This window comes from Rhodococcus sp. NPDC056506, from assembly GCF_042794945.1.
Lineage (GTDB): Bacteria > Actinomycetota > Actinomycetes > Mycobacteriales > Mycobacteriaceae > Rhodococcus_F.
The window spans coordinates 234,907-256,729 of the sequence record NZ_JBHTSW010000001.1 but is presented as its reverse complement, the minus strand read 5'-3'; the positions used below and the strand labels follow the sequence as shown (position 1 = coordinate 256,729).

At 62.9% G+C, this 21,823-nt stretch carries 21 protein-coding genes; 15 read left to right on the top strand and 6 right to left on the bottom strand.

The window, feature by feature from the left end:
* Nucleotides 1–42 precede the first annotated feature (42 nt).
* The gene (locus tag ACFQ6H_RS01105) at nt 43–2,262 is read left to right on the top strand and encodes a hypothetical protein (RefSeq protein WP_378642871.1); all 2,220 of its coding nucleotides are present in this window, start codon (nt 43–45) and stop codon (nt 2,260–2,262) included.
* Here ACFQ6H_RS01105 and ACFQ6H_RS01100 read toward each other — a convergent pair.
* Entirely contained in the window at nt 2,217–2,900 is a 684-nt protein-coding gene (locus ACFQ6H_RS01100) for a class I SAM-dependent methyltransferase (protein ID WP_378642867.1), read from the bottom strand. The two genes, ACFQ6H_RS01105 and ACFQ6H_RS01100, sit on opposite strands and share 46 nt — an antisense overlap.
* 107 nt (nt 2,901–3,007) lie before the next feature.
* Between ACFQ6H_RS01100 and ACFQ6H_RS01095 the strand changes: the two genes are divergently transcribed.
* A complete protein-coding gene (locus tag ACFQ6H_RS01095) occupies nt 3,008–4,036 on the top strand; it encodes a glycosyltransferase (protein ID WP_378642862.1) in 1,029 nt (342 codons plus the stop codon).
* Between the two features lie 2 nt (nt 4,037–4,038).
* The gene (locus ACFQ6H_RS01090; RefSeq protein ID WP_378642858.1) at nt 4,039–4,965 is read left to right on the top strand and encodes an NAD-dependent epimerase/dehydratase family protein; all 927 of its coding nucleotides are present in this window, start codon (nt 4,039–4,041) and stop codon (nt 4,963–4,965) included.
* On the opposite strand, the gene rfbB is transcribed toward ACFQ6H_RS01090, so the two are convergent.
* Nucleotides 4,962–5,969 carry a dTDP-glucose 4,6-dehydratase gene (gene rfbB, locus ACFQ6H_RS01085; RefSeq protein ID WP_378536582.1) on the bottom strand — a complete coding sequence of 336 codons (1,008 nt, stop codon included), beginning with the start codon at nt 5,967–5,969 and terminating at the stop codon, nt 4,962–4,964. The two genes, ACFQ6H_RS01090 and rfbB, sit on opposite strands and share 4 nt — an antisense overlap.
* Nucleotides 5,970–6,076: 107 nt before the next feature.
* Between rfbB and rfbA the strand changes: the two genes are divergently transcribed.
* Genes rfbA through ACFQ6H_RS01055 form a run of 6 tightly spaced genes read left to right on the top strand, consistent with a single transcriptional unit; the run spans nt 6,077 to nt 10,918 of the window.
* Nucleotides 6,077–6,952, top strand: a complete 876-nt coding sequence (gene rfbA, locus ACFQ6H_RS01080) for a glucose-1-phosphate thymidylyltransferase RfbA (protein ID WP_378445567.1) — start codon at nt 6,077–6,079, stop codon at nt 6,950–6,952.
* 1 nt (nt 6,953) lies between these two features.
* Nucleotides 6,954–7,565: a dTDP-4-dehydrorhamnose 3,5-epimerase family protein gene (locus ACFQ6H_RS01075; protein ID WP_378536577.1), complete on the top strand. Its 612-nt coding sequence runs from the start codon at nt 6,954–6,956 to the stop codon at nt 7,563–7,565.
* Nucleotides 7,565–8,035 (top strand): GtrA family protein, encoded by a 471-nt coding sequence (locus ACFQ6H_RS01070; RefSeq protein ID WP_378445565.1) that lies wholly within the window; start codon nt 7,565–7,567, stop codon nt 8,033–8,035. Before ACFQ6H_RS01075 ends, ACFQ6H_RS01070 begins: the two co-directional genes overlap by 1 nt.
* Nucleotides 8,032–8,862, top strand: coding sequence for a glycosyltransferase family 2 protein (locus ACFQ6H_RS01065; protein ID WP_378445564.1), 831 nt, complete (start codon nt 8,032–8,034; stop codon nt 8,860–8,862). The genes ACFQ6H_RS01070 and ACFQ6H_RS01065 overlap by 4 nt, the downstream gene beginning before the upstream one ends.
* A gap of 42 nt (nt 8,863–8,904) precedes the next feature.
* Nucleotides 8,905–10,023: a S1C family serine protease gene (locus ACFQ6H_RS01060; RefSeq protein ID WP_378642854.1), complete on the top strand. Its 1,119-nt coding sequence runs from the start codon at nt 8,905–8,907 to the stop codon at nt 10,021–10,023.
* Nucleotides 10,024–10,057: 34 nt separating this feature from the next.
* Nucleotides 10,058–10,918: a RimK family alpha-L-glutamate ligase gene (locus ACFQ6H_RS01055; RefSeq protein ID WP_378642851.1), complete on the top strand. Its 861-nt coding sequence runs from the start codon at nt 10,058–10,060 to the stop codon at nt 10,916–10,918.
* Here ACFQ6H_RS01055 and ACFQ6H_RS01050 read toward each other — a convergent pair.
* The 3 genes from ACFQ6H_RS01050 to ACFQ6H_RS01040 are packed head-to-tail and all read right to left on the bottom strand — an operon-like array spanning nt 10,904 to nt 13,340.
* Complete coding sequence (locus tag ACFQ6H_RS01050; protein ID WP_378642847.1) at nt 10,904–11,875, bottom strand: alpha/beta hydrolase; 972 nt, start codon at nt 11,873–11,875, stop codon at nt 10,904–10,906. The genes ACFQ6H_RS01055 and ACFQ6H_RS01050 overlap by 15 nt on opposite strands.
* A gap of 19 nt (nt 11,876–11,894) precedes the next feature.
* Nucleotides 11,895–12,812, bottom strand: coding sequence for a PIN domain-containing protein (locus ACFQ6H_RS01045; protein WP_378642843.1), 918 nt, complete (start codon nt 12,810–12,812; stop codon nt 11,895–11,897).
* 54 nt (nt 12,813–12,866) lie between these two features.
* Nucleotides 12,867–13,340, bottom strand: a complete 474-nt coding sequence (locus ACFQ6H_RS01040) for a GtrA family protein (RefSeq protein ID WP_378540775.1) — start codon at nt 13,338–13,340, stop codon at nt 12,867–12,869.
* Between the two features lie 63 nt (nt 13,341–13,403).
* On the opposite strand from ACFQ6H_RS01040, the gene ACFQ6H_RS01035 reads away from it, so the two are divergent.
* From ACFQ6H_RS01035 to ACFQ6H_RS01015, 5 genes are all read left to right on the top strand, one after another.
* A complete protein-coding gene (locus ACFQ6H_RS01035; protein ID WP_230817627.1) occupies nt 13,404–14,837 on the top strand; it encodes an FAD-binding oxidoreductase in 1,434 nt (477 codons plus the stop codon).
* Nucleotides 14,834–15,595, top strand: coding sequence for a decaprenylphospho-beta-D-erythro-pentofuranosid-2-ulose 2-reductase (locus tag ACFQ6H_RS01030; RefSeq protein WP_019746424.1), 762 nt, complete (start codon nt 14,834–14,836; stop codon nt 15,593–15,595). Before ACFQ6H_RS01035 ends, ACFQ6H_RS01030 begins: the two co-directional genes overlap by 4 nt.
* Nucleotides 15,596–15,685: 90 nt before the next feature.
* Nucleotides 15,686–17,539: a galactan 5-O-arabinofuranosyltransferase gene (locus ACFQ6H_RS01025; protein WP_378643393.1), complete on the top strand. Its 1,854-nt coding sequence runs from the start codon at nt 15,686–15,688 to the stop codon at nt 17,537–17,539.
* Between the two features lie 73 nt (nt 17,540–17,612).
* A complete protein-coding gene (locus tag ACFQ6H_RS01020; RefSeq protein WP_378536559.1) occupies nt 17,613–18,221 on the top strand; it encodes a TetR family transcriptional regulator in 609 nt (202 codons plus the stop codon).
* Nucleotides 18,222–18,320: 99 nt separating this feature from the next.
* Nucleotides 18,321–18,953, top strand: a complete 633-nt coding sequence (locus ACFQ6H_RS01015; RefSeq protein WP_378642839.1) for a hypothetical protein — start codon at nt 18,321–18,323, stop codon at nt 18,951–18,953.
* Nucleotides 18,954–18,974: 21 nt separating this feature from the next.
* Here the strand turns inward: ACFQ6H_RS01015 and ACFQ6H_RS01010 are convergent, their stop codons facing one another.
* On the bottom strand, nt 18,975–19,664 hold the full coding sequence (locus tag ACFQ6H_RS01010) for an MspA family porin (protein ID WP_037126068.1): 690 nt from the start codon (nt 19,662–19,664) through the stop codon (nt 18,975–18,977).
* Between the two features lie 316 nt (nt 19,665–19,980).
* Here ACFQ6H_RS01010 and ACFQ6H_RS01005 point away from each other — a divergent pair, with 316 nt between their 5' ends.
* Nucleotides 19,981–21,813, top strand: a complete 1,833-nt coding sequence (locus ACFQ6H_RS01005) for a glycosyl transferase (RefSeq protein ID WP_378642836.1) — start codon at nt 19,981–19,983, stop codon at nt 21,811–21,813.
* Nucleotides 21,814–21,823: the final 10 nt, after the last annotated feature.

Here is a 21,823-nt window from a genome sequence, read left to right as displayed (position 1 = left end):
CTACTGTCTCTGGTGCATCCACCCGTGCGACCTGGAGATCCCTTGACACTCGAACTACCCGCTCCCACCCGTCGGGAACGCTGGAGCTGGGGCGCTGTGATCCCAGCAGTCGTGTGCCTCGCATTCTTGGCGATCGTCACAGTGGACCCTCGTTACTTCTACGTCGACGACACCGAATCCGGTGCTGTCGGCAACTGGGTTCAGCTGGGCCATCTGATGAGAGAGGGTCAATTCCCGTCGCTGGTCCTGGATCAATGGATGGCGGGAAACTATCCGGTCGAAGGCCAGGGTGGGCTGTGGAACCCGGTACAGATCTTCATCAACTACATCGCACCGTCCGTCGACAATCTCGCTCTACTGGCCACGCTGGTCAAGCTGGCATTCGCGATCATCCTCGGGTGGGGCGTCTATCGAGTCTGTCTCGAATACGGAGCTCGCCCTTATTGGGCGGCCGTCGCCGGAAGCGCAGTTCCCTTTGCCGGTTTCACTCTGTATTTCGAGTACCCGTCGTGGGTTACGTCGGTGATCGGAATGGCGTGGGTGGTGCAGGCATGGGCAAGCGGCATTCGCTATGCCCGCGGCCGGTCGGGGCCGATACCGGTGTTCGTCTTCCTCTACCTCGCGATCAGCGTCGGCTACGTCCACGCGGCATTGATGGCCGGAGTGACCGTCGGGGCACTGATGCTGGGCGAATACATCCGCAGTCCGCAATGGCGGACAACGGTGAAGCTCGGTCTTGTCGGCATCGCGGCCGCCGCCTGCGGAGCCATCACATTTCTGCCCGGCCTGCTCTCCTCTGCGGTCACCTGGCGCACCGGCGAAGAAGGCACGTTCAACGACAACTTCCTGACCGCTCCGTGGTCAGAAACGCTCACAGCGAGCATTCCGTCGTCGGTCTCGAGCATCGAGTCCTGGACAGGTGAGACGACCTACGCACCGATCACGTACATCGCGTGGTTCGCGATACCGGCGCTGGCCTTCATCGGCTGGCGGAAAGCACAGGGGTCGCTGCGCGATTTGGTAACCCCGCTGCTGCTGCTGGCGTTCATTCTGCTGTTCACCGCGGGTCCCAGCGACATCGGTCAGATTCGGTGGCCGGCACGGCTGCTTCCCTTCGTCGCGGTGTTCTCCCTGGTGTTGCTCGGTGTGCTGCTCAGTCGATTCGGGACTTTGGACAAGCTGCGATCCCGCGTCACCGCTGCAGCGTTGATCGTGTTCGTCTTGATGATTCGCGCCAGTTCTTCGGGTCCGCAGTACTTCATCCGACATCTCACCTGGGCTGTCGTGATCATCGCCGTCGGAGCACTCGCCATCTACCTCGGCCGTAGGTACGGAGCCCCGGCGATCGCTGGTCTACTGATTCTCACCATCGCTCCGGTGACCCTTTATCAAGTGATCGCGTATCCGCAGGCACTGAACAAGTGGTACCTGCCGACCAGCCAATCCGAAGCCAAGGCGAACTTTCCGGATTTCCCGGGCACGACCCTTCAGCTCGGCAATCGCGCGCTGATCCGAATCGATGCCGAAACGACAGAACTACCGTGGACTTCGCAGGTGTACGGAAACTACGCGAAGGTCCTCGATCTCGACTACGTGAACGCGTACACCCCCGTCGGCCACGCCGACTTCGCATCACTGTTGTGTATGGGATTCGACGGTTCGACCTGCGACGACGCTTATCGAAATGTGTTCAGGCCGGACGAATACACCGGCAGAACCAGCGCAGACCTGATGCTGCTCGACCGCGTCGTCCTTCAGCGCAAGCAGTACCCGGGCGCCGACAACGAGCCCGCCCCGCCCGGATGGCACTGGGCAGACGTGCCCGAGGTCGCCCAAGAACAGATCTACATCCTCGAACGCGACGCCGGCCCGATCTCCGGTCAACCGGGCCGGGTGTCCGCAACGGTCAATGCCGACGCACGGTCCGAGTACATGAGCGTCAAGAGCGAGCGTGTACGAGTCAGCTCACCGGGCGGTGGCAGCGTCGTCTTCGCACGGTTGGCATGGCCGGGCTACACCGCGACCCTCGACGGCGAACCCATCCCCACCAAAGGTCTCGGCGGAACGTACCTCTACGTCGATCTGCCGCCAGGCACGGACAACGCCGAACTCGTGATCAACTTCCGGTCTCCAGGACAGCGGATCGGCTTCGTCGGAATGGGCTTCGGACTCGTTCTCCTCGCCGGTCTCTCCGTGATCTACTACCGCGACAGGCGTCAGAGCCTGGACGGAACCTCCGCGATCACCACGGACTCGTTGTAGATGAACGGCTTCCCCATCCACCGAGGAAAGGGGAACGACAGCGAGCGCCTGACGACAAGACCGTTGTCCGCACAGATCTTTTCGAGGTCGACGCCGTCGAGGAAGACGGTGTGCGTGGGATCGCTGGCGAAGCCACGCTCCTGAGGGCAGATCAGCATGACTGTCGCGCCCGGTTCAAGGAAAGGAAGATACTCGGCGACGATGCCGGAAGCTTCGCCCGCCGGAAGGTGCTCGAGGAGATGCGCCATCAGCATTCCGTCGAAGGTTCGCGGATCGCTATCGGCGTGAAATTTCGCCGACGAGTACGCCTCGAAACCGAGCGATCGGCAGAACTCCACCGAATGTTCGTTGTGGTCCACCCCGACGCTGCCAGGGGGAAGATTACGCAGATTCCGGCCGATTCCGCAGCCGACATCGAGGACTCTCCGGCCACCGAGGAATCGTCTGATATTCCACTGATAGGGCGCTTGGACATTCAGGACGCGCTTCCATCTGGCGCCTTGTAGCTCCCGCAACCTCGCGGTGTACTCGGTGTCGGTGGTGTCACCGACGTCAGCCATGTCGGCTCTCCCCGGAACGCCGGTGTTCTCGCGATTGTTCTTGCGTCGATCGTTGGTGTGATCTTCGAACTCGGCCACCGGGACTCACTTTCGTCGAGTGATCCGGATCATAACTACACGATTCGCCGACACGTACGCCCCCACGCCGAGAAGCCGACCCCCGGCGACGTATACACTCCCCGCCTGTGAAGACCGATGGCACACCCGAGTCGGTGCAACCGCACCGAATTTCCGTCGTCGTGCCGGTTTACCAGGGCGAACGCACTCTCAATGCCCTCATCGACGAGATACTCCCCCTGACGAAAACGCAGACCACTCCCGGCGGGCGACCGCTGGTCGTCGAAGAAGTCCTTCTCGTCTTCGACCACGGTCCGGACGGATCAGCTGCCGTCATCCGTGAACTGGCGAAACAACACGACTTCATCCGACCCATCTGGCTCTCACGCAACTTCGGCCAACACCCGGCAACACTGGCGGGAATGGCATCGAGTGGGGGCGAATGGGTCGTCACCATGGACGAGGACGGCCAGCACAACCCGGCGGACATCGGTGGACTCCTCGACACTGCACTGGACCAACAAGCCACCCTCGTCTACGCGCAACCAGTGAACGCGGCACCCCACGGAGCGCTACGGAACGCGGCGTCGAAGTCGTCGAAATGGCTGACCACCAAGATTCTCTCGTCCGAGAACTCCGTGAAGTATCAAAGCTTCCGCCTCGTCCTCGGCGAGGTCGGACGGTCGGTCGCCGCATACGCCGGATCCGAGGCATATCTCGACGTGGCGCTCGGCTGGATCGCCGGCGAAGTCACCACCAGTCCGGTTCAACTGCGTGAGGAACGCGGACGCGCATCTGGATACCATCTCAGAAGCCTGCTGTCGCATTTCTGGCGAATGGTGCTCTCCAGCGGCACCAAAGGCCTTCGCATGGTCAGCCTGATCGGTTTCCTGTTTGCCGTCGGTGGCCTCGTCATCGTCCTCTACGTGTTGGCGTCGTACGTGTTCTTCGACGCCGGCGTCGAGGTACGTGGATGGGCGTCGACGATGATCGTGATGCTGTTCGGTTTCGGGGCAGTGCTCTTCTCGTTGGGTGTGATCGCCGAATACATCGGTGTCGCGGTCAAGACAGCAATGGGAAAGCCGCCGTATCTCATCGTCAGCGACCCCGCGGCAGGCCCATTGGGGCGCCGGAACGCCACCGAGCCACCCGCGTAGCAATGAATGTCCCCACGTGGGTAGTCGGCAGCGGCGGCCTCCTCGGCAGCTCTGTGGCCCGCGAACTCGATCGCCGTGGGGCCGATATTCGCACCAGCCGCGTCCCGTGGGGCGAACCCACTCTGGCCAGGGAAATCCTGTTCGCCGATGCCAGAAAACTGGTTACGGACGCAGCCGGTGGCCCGTGGCGAATGGCGTGGTGCGCCGGCGCAGGTGTGAACGGTACGAGCAGTGACGAGTTCGCTCGCGAGAACCAACTCATGAAGGACGTCCTGGACGAATTGAGGACCGCAGGTGCCGGCATCGGGACCGTCTTCCACGCATCGTCCGCCGGCGGCGTCTACGCCGGGGCTCCTGGCGCACCGCACACCGAAACAAGCGCCACCAGACCACTGGCCGACTACGGGCGAGCAAAGCTCGATGCCGAATCGATTGTTCACGAATTCGGCTCCAGAAGCGGAAACCGTACTGTCATAGGAAGATTCGCGAATCTATATGGTCCGGGTCAGAATCTCGCGAAACCCCAAGGCCTGATTTCGCATCTGTGCCGGGGCTATCTACTGTCGATGCCCATTTCGATCTATGTCCCCATGGACACGCTTCGGGACTACATCTACGTCTCCGATGCCGCCGAAATGGTGGTCGACAGCTTTACTCGAGCGGAAATATCGCCGGAATCAACGATCACCAAGATCTACGCGTCCGGACGCAGCGTCACCATCGGAGCGATCCTCGGCGCCTGCCACACGGTATTCAGAAAACGCCCGAACGTGGTGCTCGCCAGTTCTCCACTCGCCTCGGCGCAAGCCCGCGACCTGAGGCTGCGATCGACCGTGTGGACTGATCTGGACCAGCGCACACATCGCCCGTTGCCTGCCGGAATAGCGTCGACCCTCGACTCCATCCGTCGTAATCTGGCTGCACGCTAGGAGGTCGTCTTCTCCCCCGCGGCCACGTATGCCTGCTCGGTTGCGTCCTTCTGCGGACGCCACCACGCTTCGTTGTCGCGGTACCAGTCGATTGTTGCTTCCAGACCACTGCGGAAGTCCTCGTAGCGAGGTGACCAGCCCAGTTCTTCCCGGAGCAGACTCGAATCGATCGCGTACCTCACGTCGTGACCCGGGCGATCGGTGACAAAATCGAACTCGTCGGCGCCGCGACCCAATATCTGCAGAATCGTCTCCATGACGGTTCGGTTGTTCACCTCACCGTCGGCGCCGATCAGGTAGGTCTGACCGATCCGGCCACCGTCGATGATCGCCCAGACCGCGCTGTTGTGGTCGTCGACATGAATCCAGTCACGGACGTTCAAACCGTCGCCGTACAACTTGGGACGCAATCCGGCGAGAACATTGGTGATCTGACGCGGGATGAACTTCTCGACATGTTGATACGGGCCGTAATTGTTCGAACAGTTCGACAGGGTCGCCCGGACGCCGAACGAACGCGTCCACGCGCGCACCAACATGTCGCTCGATGCCTTGGTCGACGAGTAGGGGCTCGACGGGTTGTACGCCGTGGACTCCGTGAAACGGTCCGGATCGCCCAGTTCGAGATCTCCGTACACTTCGTCGGTGGAAATGTGGTGATACCTGACATCGTGCTTGCGCACAGCCTGCAGCAGCGTGAACGTTCCCACGATGTTGGTCTGCACGAACGGCCACGGATCAGCGAGCGAATTGTCGTTGTGCGACTCGGCGGCAAAATGAACGACGACGTCCGCGGCGCCCACCAGTTCATCGACGAGAGATGCGTCGGTGATGTCGCCGTGAACAAACGTGATGCGGTCGGCTATCGAATCGAGCGAAGACTTGTTGCCTGCATAGGTCAACGCGTCGAGCACCGTGACCTCGGCGTCAGGACGCTCCGCAACCGTCTGATGGACGAAATTGGCGCCGATGAAGCCTGCCCCGCCAGTCACGAGAACTCTCACGTTTGCGCCTCCACGATCACCGAATCGAACCGATCAACCTACCGGCCACGCACGATACCGTGCGCCCGAGATTTGTTTCTCCAGCGAACACTGGAACACTTCGAGGCATGCGCGGAATCATTCTGGCGGGCGGCACGGGGTCGAGGTTGCACCCCATCACGCTCGGCGTGAGCAAACAGCTGGTCCCCGTCTACGACAAACCGATGATCTACTACCCGCTCAGCACCCTGATGCTGGCCGGGATCCGCGACATCTTGATCATCACCACAGAAGACGACGCACCGCAGTTCCAGCGGTTGCTCGGCGACGGCTCCCAGTTCGGCGTCGACCTGACCTACCAGATCCAGCACGAGCCGAACGGTCTCGCACAAGCATTTGTACTCGGCGCCGGCCATATCGGCTCCGAATCCGCGGCGCTGGTCCTCGGTGACAACATCTTCTACGGCCCGGGTCTGGGCAGTAAGCTCACGCGCTTCGAGAACATCGACGGCGGCGCCGTCTTCGCGTACTGGGTTTCCGACCCCACGGCCTACGGAGTCATCGAGTTCGACCGCGAGGGCAAAGCCGTCTCGCTGGAGGAGAAGCCGACAAACCCGCGCTCGAATTACTCGGTGCCCGGATTGTATTTTTACGACAACGACGTCGTCGCCATCGCCAAAGACCTCGAACCATCGGCACGCGGCGAATACGAGATCACGGACGTCAACCGTGCATATCTCGAAGCTGGTCGCCTCCAGGTCGAAGTACTTCCTCGCGGCACCGCGTGGCTCGACACCGGAACTTTCGATTCGCTTCTCGACGCGTCGAACTACGTTCGCACGATCGAGGAGCGTCAGGGACTCAAAATCGGCGCGCCCGAAGAAGTTGCCTGGCGACACGGATTCATCACCGACGACGAGCTACGCATTCGGGCTGAAAAGCTCCTGAAATCCGGATACGGAAAATACCTTCTCGAACTTCTCGACCGCGGCAAGGACTGGTGACATGGCAGACACTCACGTGATGAGCCAGTATCGCGAATTGAAGGTTCCCGGCGCCTGGGAATTCACGCCCAAGCAGTTCGGCGACGACCGCGGAGTCTTCCTCGAATGGTTCCGCGAACCCGGATTCTCCGAAATCACCGGCCGCACGCTCGACCTTCAGCAGGCCAATTGTTCGGTCTCCGCTGCCGGTGTCCTACGCGGCATCCATTTTGCCGACGTCCCTCCCGGCCAGGCCAAATACGTCACGTGTGCCAAAGGCGCGATCCTCGACATCGCCGTCGACCTACGCGTCGGATCGCCGACCTTCGGCCAGTGGGATTCGGTCCTTCTCGACGATGTCGACCGCAGAGCGATCTTTCTGTCCGAGGGGCTGGGGCACGCCTTCATTTCCCTCGAGGACAACTCGACGGTGGTCTACCTGTGCTCGACGGGATACGCCCCCGAACGCGAGCACGAGGTTCATCCCCTCGATCCCGACATCGCGATCGACTGGCCCACAGTGGGTCGTGGCGGGGAGCCCTTGAACATCACGCTGTCGGCAAAGGACACAGCAGCACCGTCGCTTCAAGATGCCGTGTCAGCCGGGCTGCTGCCCATGTTCGGCGAAGGCTGATGGCTTCACCGGATTCGACTGCAACACCCCCCGCCGGAATGGACGGCAGGCCGGGTCCGTTGATGCGCGTCGTCAAGAATCAGGCCCTTGCGTTTCTGCTCGTCGGTGGAGTCAACACAGTTCTCGGAACTGCCTGGTTCATTGCCTGGCAGATCGCGCTCGGCGATCAGTTCGGCTACCACTTCGCGATCGTTGCCGGATACGTCTGCAACCTGCTGTGTGCTTTTGCGATGTACCGCTACCTGGTCTTCGAAGTTCGCGGTCACTTCCTGCGCGACTTCTGGCGATTCGTCGTCGTCAACTTCGGCGCCTTCGTGATCAACCTCGCGCTGATGACCGTCGCCGTCTCGGTCTTGCACTTTCCGCCCATCCCGTCACAACTCGTCATCACAGCAGTAACCGCAACGGCAAGTTTCTTCGGTTACCGCGATTTCTCGTTCAGTCGAAACAAGAGAACAGGCACCTCATGACTCCGCGTGTTTCCGTCGTCGTCCCGGCCTACAACAATGCCGACTACATTGCCGAGACGATCGACTCGATCCTGAATCAGACCTATCAGGACTTCGAATTGATCATCTCGGATCATTCGTCGACCGACGACACCGTCAAGGTCCTAGCCCGGTACGCCGACGATCCGCGAATCGAGATCTTGTCGACCGAAGCCGGCGGCGGAGCGAAGCGAAACTGGGACCGGGTCAGCGAAGCCGCGAACGGCGAGCTCCTGAAACTCGTATGCGGTGACGACACCATCTACCCCGAGTGCCTGGCGGAACAGGTCGCGGCATTCGACGAGCACCCATCGGTTGTACTCGTAGCCTCGCAACGCAAACTGGTTGATGCAAACGGAAAGACCATCCTTTCCGCGCGCGGACTTGCAGGGTTGAAGGGACTGGTCACCGGGCGCGACGCAGCCCGCAAGACGGTGACGGCAGGAGCGAACATCTTCGGCGAGCCCGGATGTGTGCTCATGAAGCGGTCCGCTCTCAAGGCAATCGGTTGGTGGGACGACACCAACCCCTACGTCATCGACGAAGCCACCTACACCGCAGTCGCATTGCAGGGCGACGTTTATGCGATCGCCAAGCCGCTCGCGTCCTTCCGGGTCAATGCCGGACAGTGGAGTGTTCGTCTGGCCAAAGATCAGGCACGCCAGGCAGCGGCATTCCACAAAGATCTCCGGGAATCGGATCCGACCCTGATCTCGGCGATGGACGTCCGAATCGGCGATGCTCGCGCACTCGCCACCTCGTTCATGCGTCGCGGTGTCTACATGTTGTTGCGCCATCGCATGTCTTGATCGTTGGCGGTTGGGTAATCTTCAGCTTTCACACTCGATGGGATGACGACCGGCGGGACGGACGGCTGGATGACCAAACGTGCGAGCAGACGCGGCCTGTGGACGGCCGTCGTTCTCGCAGCCGGACTCGGCGGTCTCGCGCTGGTCGCCCCACCACTGACTCCAGGCACAATCGAGTCCGCCCCCGTCACGGTCATCACGACCACCCCACCCGCGCCGGTTGTTCCGCTCTCCCCGGAGGAGCTCGCCGCCCGGGTGGTCCCCACCATCGTCACCATCACCGCGCCGGCCGGATTCACCACCACCGCAGGAACCGGGATCGTGCTCTCCGCTGACGGAGTGGTGCTGACGAATCACCACGTCATCAGCGGAGCCTCGGACGTCACCGCCGTCAGCATGTCCAACGGACTGATCTACGACGCCGAGATCCTCGGTTACGACAGCGTCAGCGACCTTGCCGTCCTGCGCCTCGCGGGCGCCACCGATCTGCCGGTGGCAGTGGTCGGCAAGTCCGCGGAAGCCGCTCGTGGGGATGCCGTCACCGCTATCGGAAATGCCGAAGGTGGCGGAGTACCCGTCCCGGCTCCCGGCGTCGTCACCAATCTCGGTGTCACCGTCAACACCCGCAACGTGTCCGACGGATCGCGAAACCAGTTGAAGGGCCTCATCGAGGTGGACGCGGATATCCGGCCGGGCGATTCCGGTGGCCCGCTGGTCAACGCTGTCGGCGAGCTGATCGGCGTCAGCAGCGCGGGCAACGCCGTCACCGACCGCACCGAAACCTCGCCGGCGCCTCAGTCCTACGCGATACCGATCGACACGGCACTACCGATCGTCGAGCAGGTGCTCGGTGGCCGATCGTCCGAAACCGTGCGCGTGGGACCGACACCCGTACTGGGCGTCGCGGTGAAGGACCACGCTGAAATGCCGCCCGGCGCGGAAGTTGTTGCCGTGAGCTTCGATTCACCGGCCGAACGAGTGGGGCTCACCAAAGGTGCGGTCATCACGGAGTTCGGGGGCAGCCGGATCGCGTCGTCCGCGGACCTCAATGCGGCGATGAGCTCGCACCGCCCCGGCGACACCGTCGCGCTGACGTGGGTGGACGCAACGGGGCAGCCCGGAACCGGTTCCCTGGTCCTCGACGAGGGTCCACCTCGCTAGCCTCCAAAGGCGCTAGCCGTGAAAGCATCGTGGCATGACCACGGTTCTCATGCTCACCTGTGACGGCGCCGCCCGCGAGGCGGATGTCGAAAGCAAACTCGTCATGGAAGCTCTCACCACCTACGGCGTTGCGTCGACAATGGCTCCGTGGTCGAGTCCGTCCCTCCACGGCATCGACGCCGACCTGGTTCTGATCCGGTCGACGTGGGACTACACGCAGCGCCTCGAGGAGTTTCTCGCCGTTCTCGATCAGCTGACCGCTCCGATCGCCAATCCGCTCTCGATCGTGAAGTGGAACGCCCACAAGGGATACCTGACCGAACTTGCCGCGGCCGGCGTCCCCATCGTCCCCACCGCTGTGATCACTGCCGGAAAGAGCGAAACACTCACCCTCCCTTCGTTCGAGAGTGACGACGTCATCGTCAAGCCTGCGGTGTCCGCCGGCGCTGTCGGAGTGGGAAAATTTGCCGCCGGGTCCGCACAGGCCCACGCTCACCTCAGCTCCATCCTCGAGAGCGGCAACGACGCATTGGTCCAGCCCTTCATCTCGGACGTCGTCGACGGCGAGCGCTCGATCACCCACATCGGCGGACGCTACTCCCATGCGGTCCGGAAGATCCCGGCCGACAACGACTTCCGCGTGCAGGAATACCACGGCGGAACCAACCACCTCCACGAACCGTCCACCGCCGAACTCGCGTTGGCGGACGCGGCACTGGCCGCAGCTCCGTGCAGACCCGGCGAATTGCTTTATGCGCGTGTAGACGTCGTGGGACCAGTGGATCAACCACTGCTCATGGAAGTGGAATTGATCGAGCCCGAACTCTTTCTGCCCTTCGCCCCTGGATCTCCCGACGCCCTCGCACGGGCAGTTGTCGCGTCACTGCGCCCGTGACTCCTGGGGCGGGACAGCATCCAGCCTGGTGCGAATGAACCTGGCAACGTCACGTAGCGCCGCCCGGCTCTCCGGCAAGCCAGGCCAGACGGCGGGAAACGCGTGAACCTGGCCGTTCCAGATCTGCAGCGAGCACGGCACCCCCGCGGCAGCGAGCCGCTGCGCCATCACCTCCGAATCGACTCTGAGCACCTCGGATTCGGCGGCGATCAGCAACGACGGCGGCAGCGCGGCCAGATCACCGTCGACGGGCGAGTTCGTCTGTCCGCCAAGCTTTCCGATCGCCATCAATGCCGACACCGGGGCGATCACGTCGCGTCGAGCGTTGGCATGGACCGATTTGGTGGTGCAATCGAGATCAAGGAGCGGTGAGAGCCCGACAAGACCGGCCGGAACCTCGAGTCCCGCGGAAACAGCTGCAAGCGCCGTCGCGAAAACCAGGAAACCTCCGGCCGAATCACCAACGAAGACAACCTTTTCCGGCAAGGCTCCCTGTTCGAGGAGCCATCGGTACGCATCCAGGCAGTCGTCGACGGACCCGTTGATACTCGTCTTCGGCAACTGCCGATACGCGACGTGCAGGACCGGAAGGCCGGTTCGCTTGGCGATGCCGGCAACAACCGGCCGATGCGTGTTGAGCCCGCAGCACATGAACCCGCCGCCGTGCAGGTAGAGAACGACACCGTCGCGCAGATCAGCCGTAGAGCCTGCCGTCCGGACGAGTTCACCGTCGAAACCCGGAAAGCGAATCGCTTCCCGATCGATCCCGGACGGAATGCGTACACCCGCGGCCGAGTCCAGAACTGCGGCGCGGCGCATCGCGCCAGGCGTCAGCGGGGCGATCCCGACCACGGGCCGAAGCATCCATCGGCACGCGTTGTAGAGGACCTGCGATTCGATACTCGGCCTGCCGTATCGAGTTCCGGTCCTGCGACTGACAGTCGGCAACAGAGACATCTGTCCAGATTAGAAGCGATCAGGCACCGAAGAGGTCGACTTCGTCGAGATCGTCGACGATCGTGACCTTTCGTTTCCGCCCGCCGATGACCTTGCCCAGACCGCGCAATCCGCCGGACTGAGCTTTCGGAGCGGGTTCTATGCGCTGAGGCGCAACTCTCGTTCGCGCTGCGCGCTGAACGGGCTTGGGTGCGGGAGCTACTGCCGGTGCCGCGGGTTCGGGAACCTCTGCGGGAGCCACGGGTTCGGGAATCTCTGCGGGAACCACCGCTTCCGGCTCCACAAAACCCTGAACAACCTGGGCCTCGGGGGTCGGCTCAGCGACTTCCTCCACCTGAACCGGTCCGTCGATCACCGGGATGTCCGACGCCCACCGGATCCGATATTCAAGACCGCGCGCCGCCAGTTCACGCGCGAGATCGCCATGCCAGACCCCGTCTTCGCCGTCGCCGTATGCCCGTGCGTCGGAGCTGACCCAGATCACGTCGACGCCCGGGTTCCGGTCGGCGAGATCGAGCACGGTCAGCCAGTTCAGGGTCGCCGGGTAACCGTCTCGCTTCTTCTTGTCGGTATAGGGCCGACGCAGCGAGATCGCCCTCTCGGCCACCTCGAGATGCGAAACGTCGACTGGATCGACCACTTCGACGCCGATCGCCACGAGGCCTTCGACCACGTCGTCGACGTAGCCGTCGGCCTTGTCGTGAGCCGCGTCGACAAACCTCGTGAGGTCGCGCCGCAATCCCAGTCGGTCGTACATGCGCGCCTGGACGCTCAGGGCCGCGATCATCTCCGCCGATTCCTCGCGGTAGCGGCTCGCAACCTCGAGTACGACCAATCGCGGCACGACGACGCGGTGTCCGAGTGCGCGCGCGTCGGCGATGGCGGTGTCGAACCGTGCGCCCCTGGTCAGGGCCGAAGAATCGAGAACGATGATCATGGGCTCGATTCTCTCTCGAGAAACCGGACGAAAGCGCTAATCCACCCCGAACCGTTATTTGATCTTGAAGATCACTGCCCGCTGAACGATGAAGTTGATGACCGTCGCGGTGCCCTGCGCGATGACGAACGCCAGCGGTGTCCGCCACCAGTGTTCGTCGAAGATATGGACCATCACTTCGTTGAGTCCGACCTGGACCGCAAAAGTGACCGCGTACAGCGCAACTACTGCGATGAAGCGGGCCCGCGAAGGCTCGGCCTTGAACGTCCACCGGCGATTAATGAGGTACGCCGTCGTGGTGCCCGCGACGAAGCTCAGCGATTTTGCGGCGACGCGCGGCAAGCCGAGCGCCAGGAGCAGCACGTACAGCCCGTAGTCCACGACCGCCGACAGCCCACCCGTCGCGACGAACCGGACGATCTGCGTTTTCAGGTCCATCGCGTCGTCGGCGATGTCCGTCGTGACAGGAATCTCGACGGGCAGCGGGACGTGGGGTTCGTGCTGGTGACTTGCAGGTGTTTCGGGCACGACGACGAGAGTAACCACTCGAGTCGGAGCCGTCGGCACTACTCCCAGGTAACCTCTACCTTGATGTCCACGACAGCAGAAGAGACGCCGAAGCCGGCTCTCCACACCCAAGCCCGCACCCTCACCGGTTGGGGACGCACCGCCGCCACCACTGCACAGGTGCTGTCCACCCCCGACGTGGAAGTGATCGCGAACGCGGTCGCCCAGGTTGCGGAACAGAACGATTCCAAGCCCTCGCATCTGCGACGCGGCGTCATCGCGCGCGGCCTCGGCCGCTCGTACGGTGACCCAGCGCAGAACGCCGGCGGCCTGGTCATCGACATGAATGCACTCGACCGCATTCACCGCATCGATCGCGACACCGCTCTGGTGGACGTCGACGCCGGCGTGAATCTGGATCAGCTGATGAAGGCTGCTCTGCCGTTCGGCCTGTGGGTTCCGGTCCTGCCGGGTACCCGCCAGGTCACGATCGGCGGCGCCATCGGCTCCGACATTCACGGCAAGAACCACCACAGCGCGGGCAGCTTCGGCAACCACGTCGTGTCGCTGGATCTGCTGACGGCTGACGGCAAGGTTCGCACCCTCACCCCCAAGGGCGGACGCAACGACCCCAAAGCCGCGTTGTTCTGGGCCACGATCGGCGGCATGGGCCTGACGGGCATCATCTTGCGGGCAACCATCAAGATGACACCGACCGAGACGGCGTACTTCATCGCCGACGGCGACGTCACCAATAGTCTCGACGAGACCATCGCTCTGCACAGCGACGGCAGCGAAGCCAACTACGAGTACTCGAGCGCCTGGTTCGACGCGATTTCCGCGCCCCCGAAGCTCGGTCGTGCCGCAGTCTCACGCGGATCGTTGGCGAAGCTCGATCAGCTTCCGGCCAAGCTGCAGAAGAACCCGCTCGCGTTCGACGCACCGCAGTTGTTGACGTTCCCCGACGTCTTCCCGAACGGGCTGGCCAACAAGTTCAACTTCACCGCGATCGGTGAGGTCTGGTTCCGCAAGTCCGGCAAGTACCGCGGCAAGGTCCAGAATCTGACGCAGTTCTACCACCCGCTCGACATGTTCGGTGAGTGGAACCGCGCGTACGGATCCAACGGATTCCTTCAGTACCAGTTCGTGGTTCCACCGGAGGCCGTCGACGAGTTCAAGAAGATCATCGTCGACATCCAGCGCAGCGGGCACTACTCGTTCCTCAACGTGTTCAAGCTCTTCGGCGAGGGCAATCAGGCGCCGCTGAGCTTCCCGATCCCGGGTTGGAACATCTGCGTCGACTTCCGCATCAAGCCGGGCCTGAACGAGTTCGTCACCGAACTCGACAAGCGTGTCCTCGAATTCGGCGGACGCCTGTACACGGCCAAGGATTCGCGGACATCCGCAGAAACCTTCCACGCCATGTACCCGCGCATCGACGAGTGGATCGCGACGCGCCGCAAGTACGACCCCACAGGCGTTTTCGCCTCCGATATGTCCAGAAGGCTGGAACTGTGATCAACGCTGTAGGTAACCCGCAAACCGTTTTGCTTCTCGGTGGAACCTCCGAGATCGGCCTCGCCATCTGTGAGGAGTACCTGAAGAAGGCGCCGTTGCGCGTCATTCTGGCGGCGCTCCCCGGCGATCCGGGACGCGAAGCTGCGGTCAAGCAACTCGAAGCCAAGGGCGCCACCTCGGTAGAGCTCATCGACTTCGACGCCGTTGATTTCGAGTCGCACCCGAAGGTGATCGACCAGGCGTTCTCGAACGGTGACGTCGACGTCGCCATCGTCGCGTTTGCGTTGGACGGTGACTCCGAAGAGCTGTGGCAGAACCAGCGCAAGGCGGTACTGGTCGCAAACGTGAACTACACCGCTTCCGTCTCGGTCGGCGTTCTTCTCGGCGAGAAGATGAAGGCTCAGGGCTTCGGCAAGATCATCGCGATGTCGTCCGTAGCCGGCGAGCGCGTCAAGCGTGCCAACTTCGTCTACGGCTCCACCAAGGCGGGCCTCGACGGCTTCTACCTCGGGCTCGGCGAGGCTCTCGCGGAATTCGGACCGCAGGTGACCGTCGTTCGTCCCGGCATGGTGCGCACGCAGTTCAGTGCCCACGTCAAGGAAGCCCCGCTGACGGTCAACAAGGACATCGTCGCGAAGCTCGCTGTTGCCGCCTCGGACAAGGGCAAGGAAATCGTCTGGACTCCCGGCCCCTGGCGCTTCGTCATGATGGGCCTGCGCCACGTGCCGCGCCCGATCTTCCGGAAGTTGCCGGTTTAAGCTCCTCCCGTGCCAGAAACAACAACTGCTCCGAGTACAGACCTTTCGACCCCGTCGCCGTGGCGTAATGCCGCGGCGACGGTGGTGGAAATGGCCCTCGGAGCGCTGGTCGCCGCTGTTGTAGCTGCTGTCGGGCTCTTTGCTTTCGGCCGAGTGCAGTGGCCGGCGTTCACCTCTTCCAACGTCACGCAGGCAGTCACGACGGTGCTGCAGGTGCTCTGCATCGCAGTGGTCGGTGCCGCGGTTCTGATGTTCCGTGTCCGCAAGGCCGAGCGGGTCGCAAAACTCCTCTCGTGGGCCGGGCTCTCCGGCTTCGTCACCACGACGCTCGGGCTTCCCCTCGCCGCGACGAGTCTGTATCTGCACGGCGTCTCGGTCGATCAGCAGTTCCGGACCGAGTACCTGACCCGGCTGACGGATTCGGCTGCGCTGCAGGACATGACGTACGTGGATCTGCCGCCGTTCTACCCGGCCGGCTGGTTCTGGGTCGGTGGACGCGTCGCGAACCTGCTGGGTATGGACGGTTGGGAAGCGTTCAAGCCGTACGCGATCGGCTCCCTGGCGGTCGTCGCCGTCGTTGCACTCGTGTTGTGGACCAAGCTGATTCGACGCGATTGGGCCGTCGTCGCAGCATTGGCCGTCACTGCCGTCGTGTTGGCGTACAACTCCCCCGAGGCATACGGCGCCGTCATCAACCTCCTGATCCCGCCGGTGCTGATCCTGGCGTGGGGTGCGCTCGATCGCCCGGGTGCTTCTCGATTTGCCGGAGCCGGCGCAATTCTCGGGACGGGCCTGTTCCTCGGTTTTGCCGCAACCGTCTACACGCTGTATCTCGGATTCGCCGCGTTCGCGGTGACTCTGATGGCCGTCGTTGCCGCAGTACTTGCCGCCCGCGCCCAGAACACGTGGAAAGCCGCACTGGGACCCCTCATTCGACTTGCAGCAATTGCAATCATCTCGGGTCTGGTTGCTCTGACCGTTTGGGCGCCGTACCTGCTGAAGGCACTCTCCGGTGCCACTGCAGAGTCCGGCACCGCAATGCACTACCTCCCAGATTCCGGTGCGGTGCTGCCCTTCCCGATGCTGAGTTTCTCGCTCGTCGGCGGCCTGTGCCTGCTCGGCACGGTCTGGCTGATTTCGCGGTTCCTGTTCTCCCGCCGCGCCCGAGCACTCGGTATCGGCGTCATCGCCGTGTACCTGTGGGCGCTGCTGTCCATGACGTTCACCGTTGCCGGCAGCACGCTCCTCGGATTCCGGCTCGAGCCGGTACTGATCGGACTTCTCGCGGCCGCCGGCGTGTTCGGTTTCTTCGAGTTCGCGGGCTGGATCGTGCTGGCCACCAGCGAGAATCCCCGAGTCAAAGCGGTACTCGTTGCACTCGGTGTCATCGGAGCCATCGCTTTCGCGCAGAACATCCCGCAGGTGCTGGCGCCGGATATCGCTGTGGCATACAGCGATACCGACGGCAACGGCGAGCGCGGCGACAAGCGACCACCGGGCGCCGAGGCCAATTACGCCGACATCGACCGGATCATCCGCGAGCAGTTGGGACGCGAACCCCGTGACACGGTGGTGCTCACCGCCGACATCGGCTTCCTGAGTTTCTACCCGTACTTCGGTTTCCAAGGGCTGACGTCGCACTACGCAAACCCCCTCGCCGATTTCCGTGCGCGCGCCGCGCTGATCGAGCAGTGGTCGGAACTGAAGACCCCTGACGAACTGATAGCTGCGCTGGACTCGGCGCCGTGGCGCAGCCCCGACGCCTTCGTCTTCCGCCAGGGCGCCGACGGGTACACACTGCGGTTGGCCGAGGACGTCTATCCCAACGACCCGAACGTCCGCCGCTACACGGTCACGTTCCCCAAGGAACTGTTCGACGATCCTCGTTTCACCGTCACAGAGCAGGGTCCGTTTGTGGTCGTTACCCGCTCTGACGCGAACTAACCAGGAGATACGTCACAAAAGGCTTACCGTCGGGGTCGTTGACGCGACCCCGACGCACCCCTAACTTCATACCGTGACCCGAACCGATGCCCGAGCGGCAATGATCGATGCAGCCGAGCGTCTGGTTGCCGAACGTGGCTTGGCCGCTCTGACGCTTCGTGACGTTCAGACCGAAGCCGGGCAGGCCAACAAGTCGGCCGCGCAGTATCACTTCGGTTCACGTGAAGGTTTGCTGGCGGCAGTCGTCGAGTCCAGAATGCGACCTGCCGCTGACCGTCGGCGTGAGTTTCTCGACATGATCGATCTCGACCCGAATCCGCCGACGATGCGTGCCCTCGTCGAGGCTCTCGTCCTGCCGTTGGCAGAACAGACCATCTACCGCGAGGGCACTTTGTACGCGCGGTTCCTGGTGCAGTCGATCTTCGACCCGGCAATGTCGTCGACCATCCGCGATCACATGCAGGCCGAGAGCTTCCGCGAAGTTCAGCGGCGGATCATCGCCGCATCTTCATTGCCGACAGACATCGCCGAACTTCGGGCGGGAACTCTGACCGTGCTCACCGTCGTCACGTTTGCCACGTGGGAGGGGCGCGTCGACAGCCGAGATCGGGCTCACGTGATCGCTGCCGACTTGATCGAAAGTTGCCTCGGAGCACTCTCGGCCCCGGCTGCGCAAATCTGACACGCCACCCGGCGAGTTTGTTTCCGAAACTGCCGGGGTACTCAGCCCCTCCAAGCGCAGTCGAGCAAACGGCCGCATCAACCACCGGCGGGGTAGGTGATGACAGTGAGCGAACTCGTTGCGCAAAGCCGCGAGCTAGTACCGCATCGTGCAGTTCTCGATTCCGCAGAGCATGTTCTGGTCATTGCACGCGGCAAACCGTTCGGGCGCGAGCAGGCCTTTCACGAAGTGCTGAGCGTCGCGATTCGCAACCGCATCGAAGTCCTCACTCTGGCAAGGGCTCTCATCGACGTTTCCGAGTCTCGCGATTACCGGACGATCCCGACCGACACCGCGCACACCGTTGCGGTGCTCGAATGGGGTGAGCTACTCGAGATCCCAACCGAACACCACGAGAAGTCCAAGGCCGAATCGGGTGGGGACATCGATGAATCGAGCGAACCCGACGATCCGGTCGAGCCTGAGTACCTGGTCGAGACCGATGTGGGCGGACGCGTCGTCTTTGTCGCCCTCGCGTTCACGGTCGGCGGGATAGTCGGATTCTTCGCGCACGACTGGGCACTTCTGCTTCTGATCACCGCCGTGTACCTCGTGTGGATCGCGGCGCGACTGGTCGCGAAACTCGTCAGTGTTTCCCGCAGTGCCCATTGGGCAGACGCTTCGCCTATTCGCGGCACCGAAGCGACCACACGCAACGCGGAAAACCCCCACCGTCACGCTGTTGCAGCGTGACGGTGGGGGCACCCACTTCCGCTAAAGCCTCTGCGGTACACCGTAAGTGACGACGGTATCGCCATTCGAAGTGACAGCCTTCGCGTACGGCCTGATTGTCACCGGACCGATTGCTCCCTGCACGTATCCGTGAACTCCGGAGAGTCGAACGGCCGCTTCGGGACCGTCGAATTCCTGATCCTCGAGCAGCGCGACGTCGGTGATACCACCCGGCGCCAGATCGACGTCGAGTTCCTGCGACGGAATGATGTCCCCGCCGATGACGAACCCGTTCGAAATATCCAGTCCCAGTTCGAAGTCCGGAACCAGGCCGATACCGAGGTTGGTTCCACTCTCGACGGCCCAGTCGAGACCGGGACTGTTGAGAACGACCGTCGCGCCGGTCAACGCGATCGGGTAACCGATCTGATAGCCGATCGTCAGTTTCGTTCCGGTGAAACTTGCTGCATCCGGCCCGTCGATCTTCACGCCGGCAACCCCGTCGTGGAAGAACTCGACACTCAGAGGTGAGCTGTCGAGCGGTGGAAAGACATGGATAGCGGTGTCAGCCTGGAAGACTTCTATCCGATTTCCTTTGACGTCGGTTATCGAACTGGTGTTGTCGACGCCTGCCGACGCCGTCCCACCCCCCAGGACAACGGCCAACAAGGCCACTGCTCCCACTGCGCTACTACGAACTGCTGTCTTCGACATGCACAAGCACCATCCCATCCGGTATAGGCCCCGGACGTAGGTTCCAACTCTTCGTCGAGGATGGGATTCGTCGGGGCTGCCTGAACAAACGCGAGCAAGATCCTTGTTGCGATACCCCGGTCACGAACCCGTCAAACGATGCACGAAAACATTACTTTCCGGACAAGTCGGGCGGACCGGTTTGTCCCGATGACTGCGCCCGCTCGCGGACGCGAACCGTTTTGTTCGTTACTCTGACAGTGGAAGTTATCGAATCGAGACCTAAGTAGGCCACCCCGAACTTCTCAGAACGCCACTTCAGGGATGGGCGCCAGAACCGAAAGGCACCGACTGCATGACCGAGACCCTGCCCGACGTCCAACTGCTCGAAGAAGCACGTCCAGGGCGAGTCCGTTCAGCAATCAGGCGCTCGGTCGTCCAGCGCGGCCGTCTGGTCGATCTCGCGATCATGGTGACGTTCACCGTCGCGGCGATCTACGTGATGTCGAACCTGTGGAGCGACCTGCAGTCCGGCTACCTGTTCAACGCGGGGCGCGACCAGGCGATGTGGGAATGGTTCTTCGCCGACACCGCCCACGCGCTCGCGCAGTTCCGCAGCCCGCTGTTCAGTGACCTGCAGAACTACCCACTCGGCGTGAACCTGATGGCCAATACCGCCATGTTCGGGATCAGCATCCCGCTGGCCCCGATCACGCTGATCTTCGGACCCACGGCCACGTATGCGATCGGGCTGACTGCCGGCCTCGGCGGCACCGCTATCGCCTGGTACTGGGCATTCTCGAGACACGTACTGACCGGCGTCTCGGTCCGCTCCAAGGTCGCCGCCGCCGTCGGCGCGGGGTTCTGCGGATTTGCACCGGCCATGATCTCGCATGCCAACGGCCATCCGAACTTCGTCGCGTTCTTCGTGCTTCCGTTCATCTTCTTGCAGGTAGTGCGCATCTCGAACGGCAAGCGTCCGGTTCGCGACGGAATCGTTCTCGGCCTGCTCGTCGCGTGGCAGATCTTCCTCGGCGAAGAACCGCTCCTCATCTTCACGATGTCGGCGATGGTGTTCGGCGCCGCGTATGCCCTGCCCGACCTGGCCAAGTCACGCGAGGCGATCAAGCGCGCGATGCCCGGCCTCGTGATCGGCGGTGCGGTCACACTCTTGATCACCGCAGTGCCGCTGTGGTCGCAGTTCTTCGGCCCAGCGAGCTACGACGGCGTCTCACACGGTCAGGCCGGCAACGACACCGCTGCCCTCACCACGTTCCCGACCGAGTCGGTTGCGGGAGATCCCGAGGGCGCCGAGTTCCGGATGAACCCGACCGAGGAGAACGCGTACTTCGGGTGGCCGCTGGTGATCCTGCTCCTCGGTGCCACGGTGTGGTTGTGGCGCATCCGTCTGACCCGCGCTGCCGCCGCCGTGATCGTGGTCATGGGTGTGCTCTCGCTCGGTTCCGAACTGATCATCGACGGTGACAAGACCGGCATCACCCTGCCGTGGAAACTTCTCGCCGACCTGCCGCTGTTCGAATCGGTGCTCGAATCCCGTTTCGCCATGGGCGCGATTCCGGCGATCGGACTGCTGCTCACCCTCGGCACCTACCGCGCCTTTGTCGAACTTCGTGGACCGCGCCGCACTGCTGCCGGTGTCTGGCTGGTGGCTCTCGCCGTCGCGATGATTCCTCTCATCCCGACACCCATCGACGCCGATCAACGATCTGCGACGCCCGAATTCATCACCAGCGGCTCGTGGGAGAACTACGTCAGCGACGGCACCCTGGTGACGGTCCCCGTCGCGAGCGCGGAAGACGCCCGCGCACTGAGTTGGCAGGTCGACGCCGACTTCGGGTTCCCGATTGCCGGCGGATACTTCGTCGGCCCGGATTCGAAGACCCGCGCCGGAATCTACGGCGCCGAGTCCCGACCCACCTCGACCCTGCTGGTCAATACCAAACAAACCGGCAAGGTCCCGTTGATCGACGTGGGCACCAGGGCGAACGCACTGACCGACCTGCGGTACTGGCACGCCGACGTTCTGGTACTTCCGCGATTCAAAGGTGACGACGCCCTGCGCCACACTGTCGACGAACTGGTCGGCTTCGAGGCCAAGCGCGTCGACGACGTGTGGGTGTGGGACGTACGAGACCTCGTGAGCGGCAAGACCTCGAACCAGAGCTAGTCAACGGCGG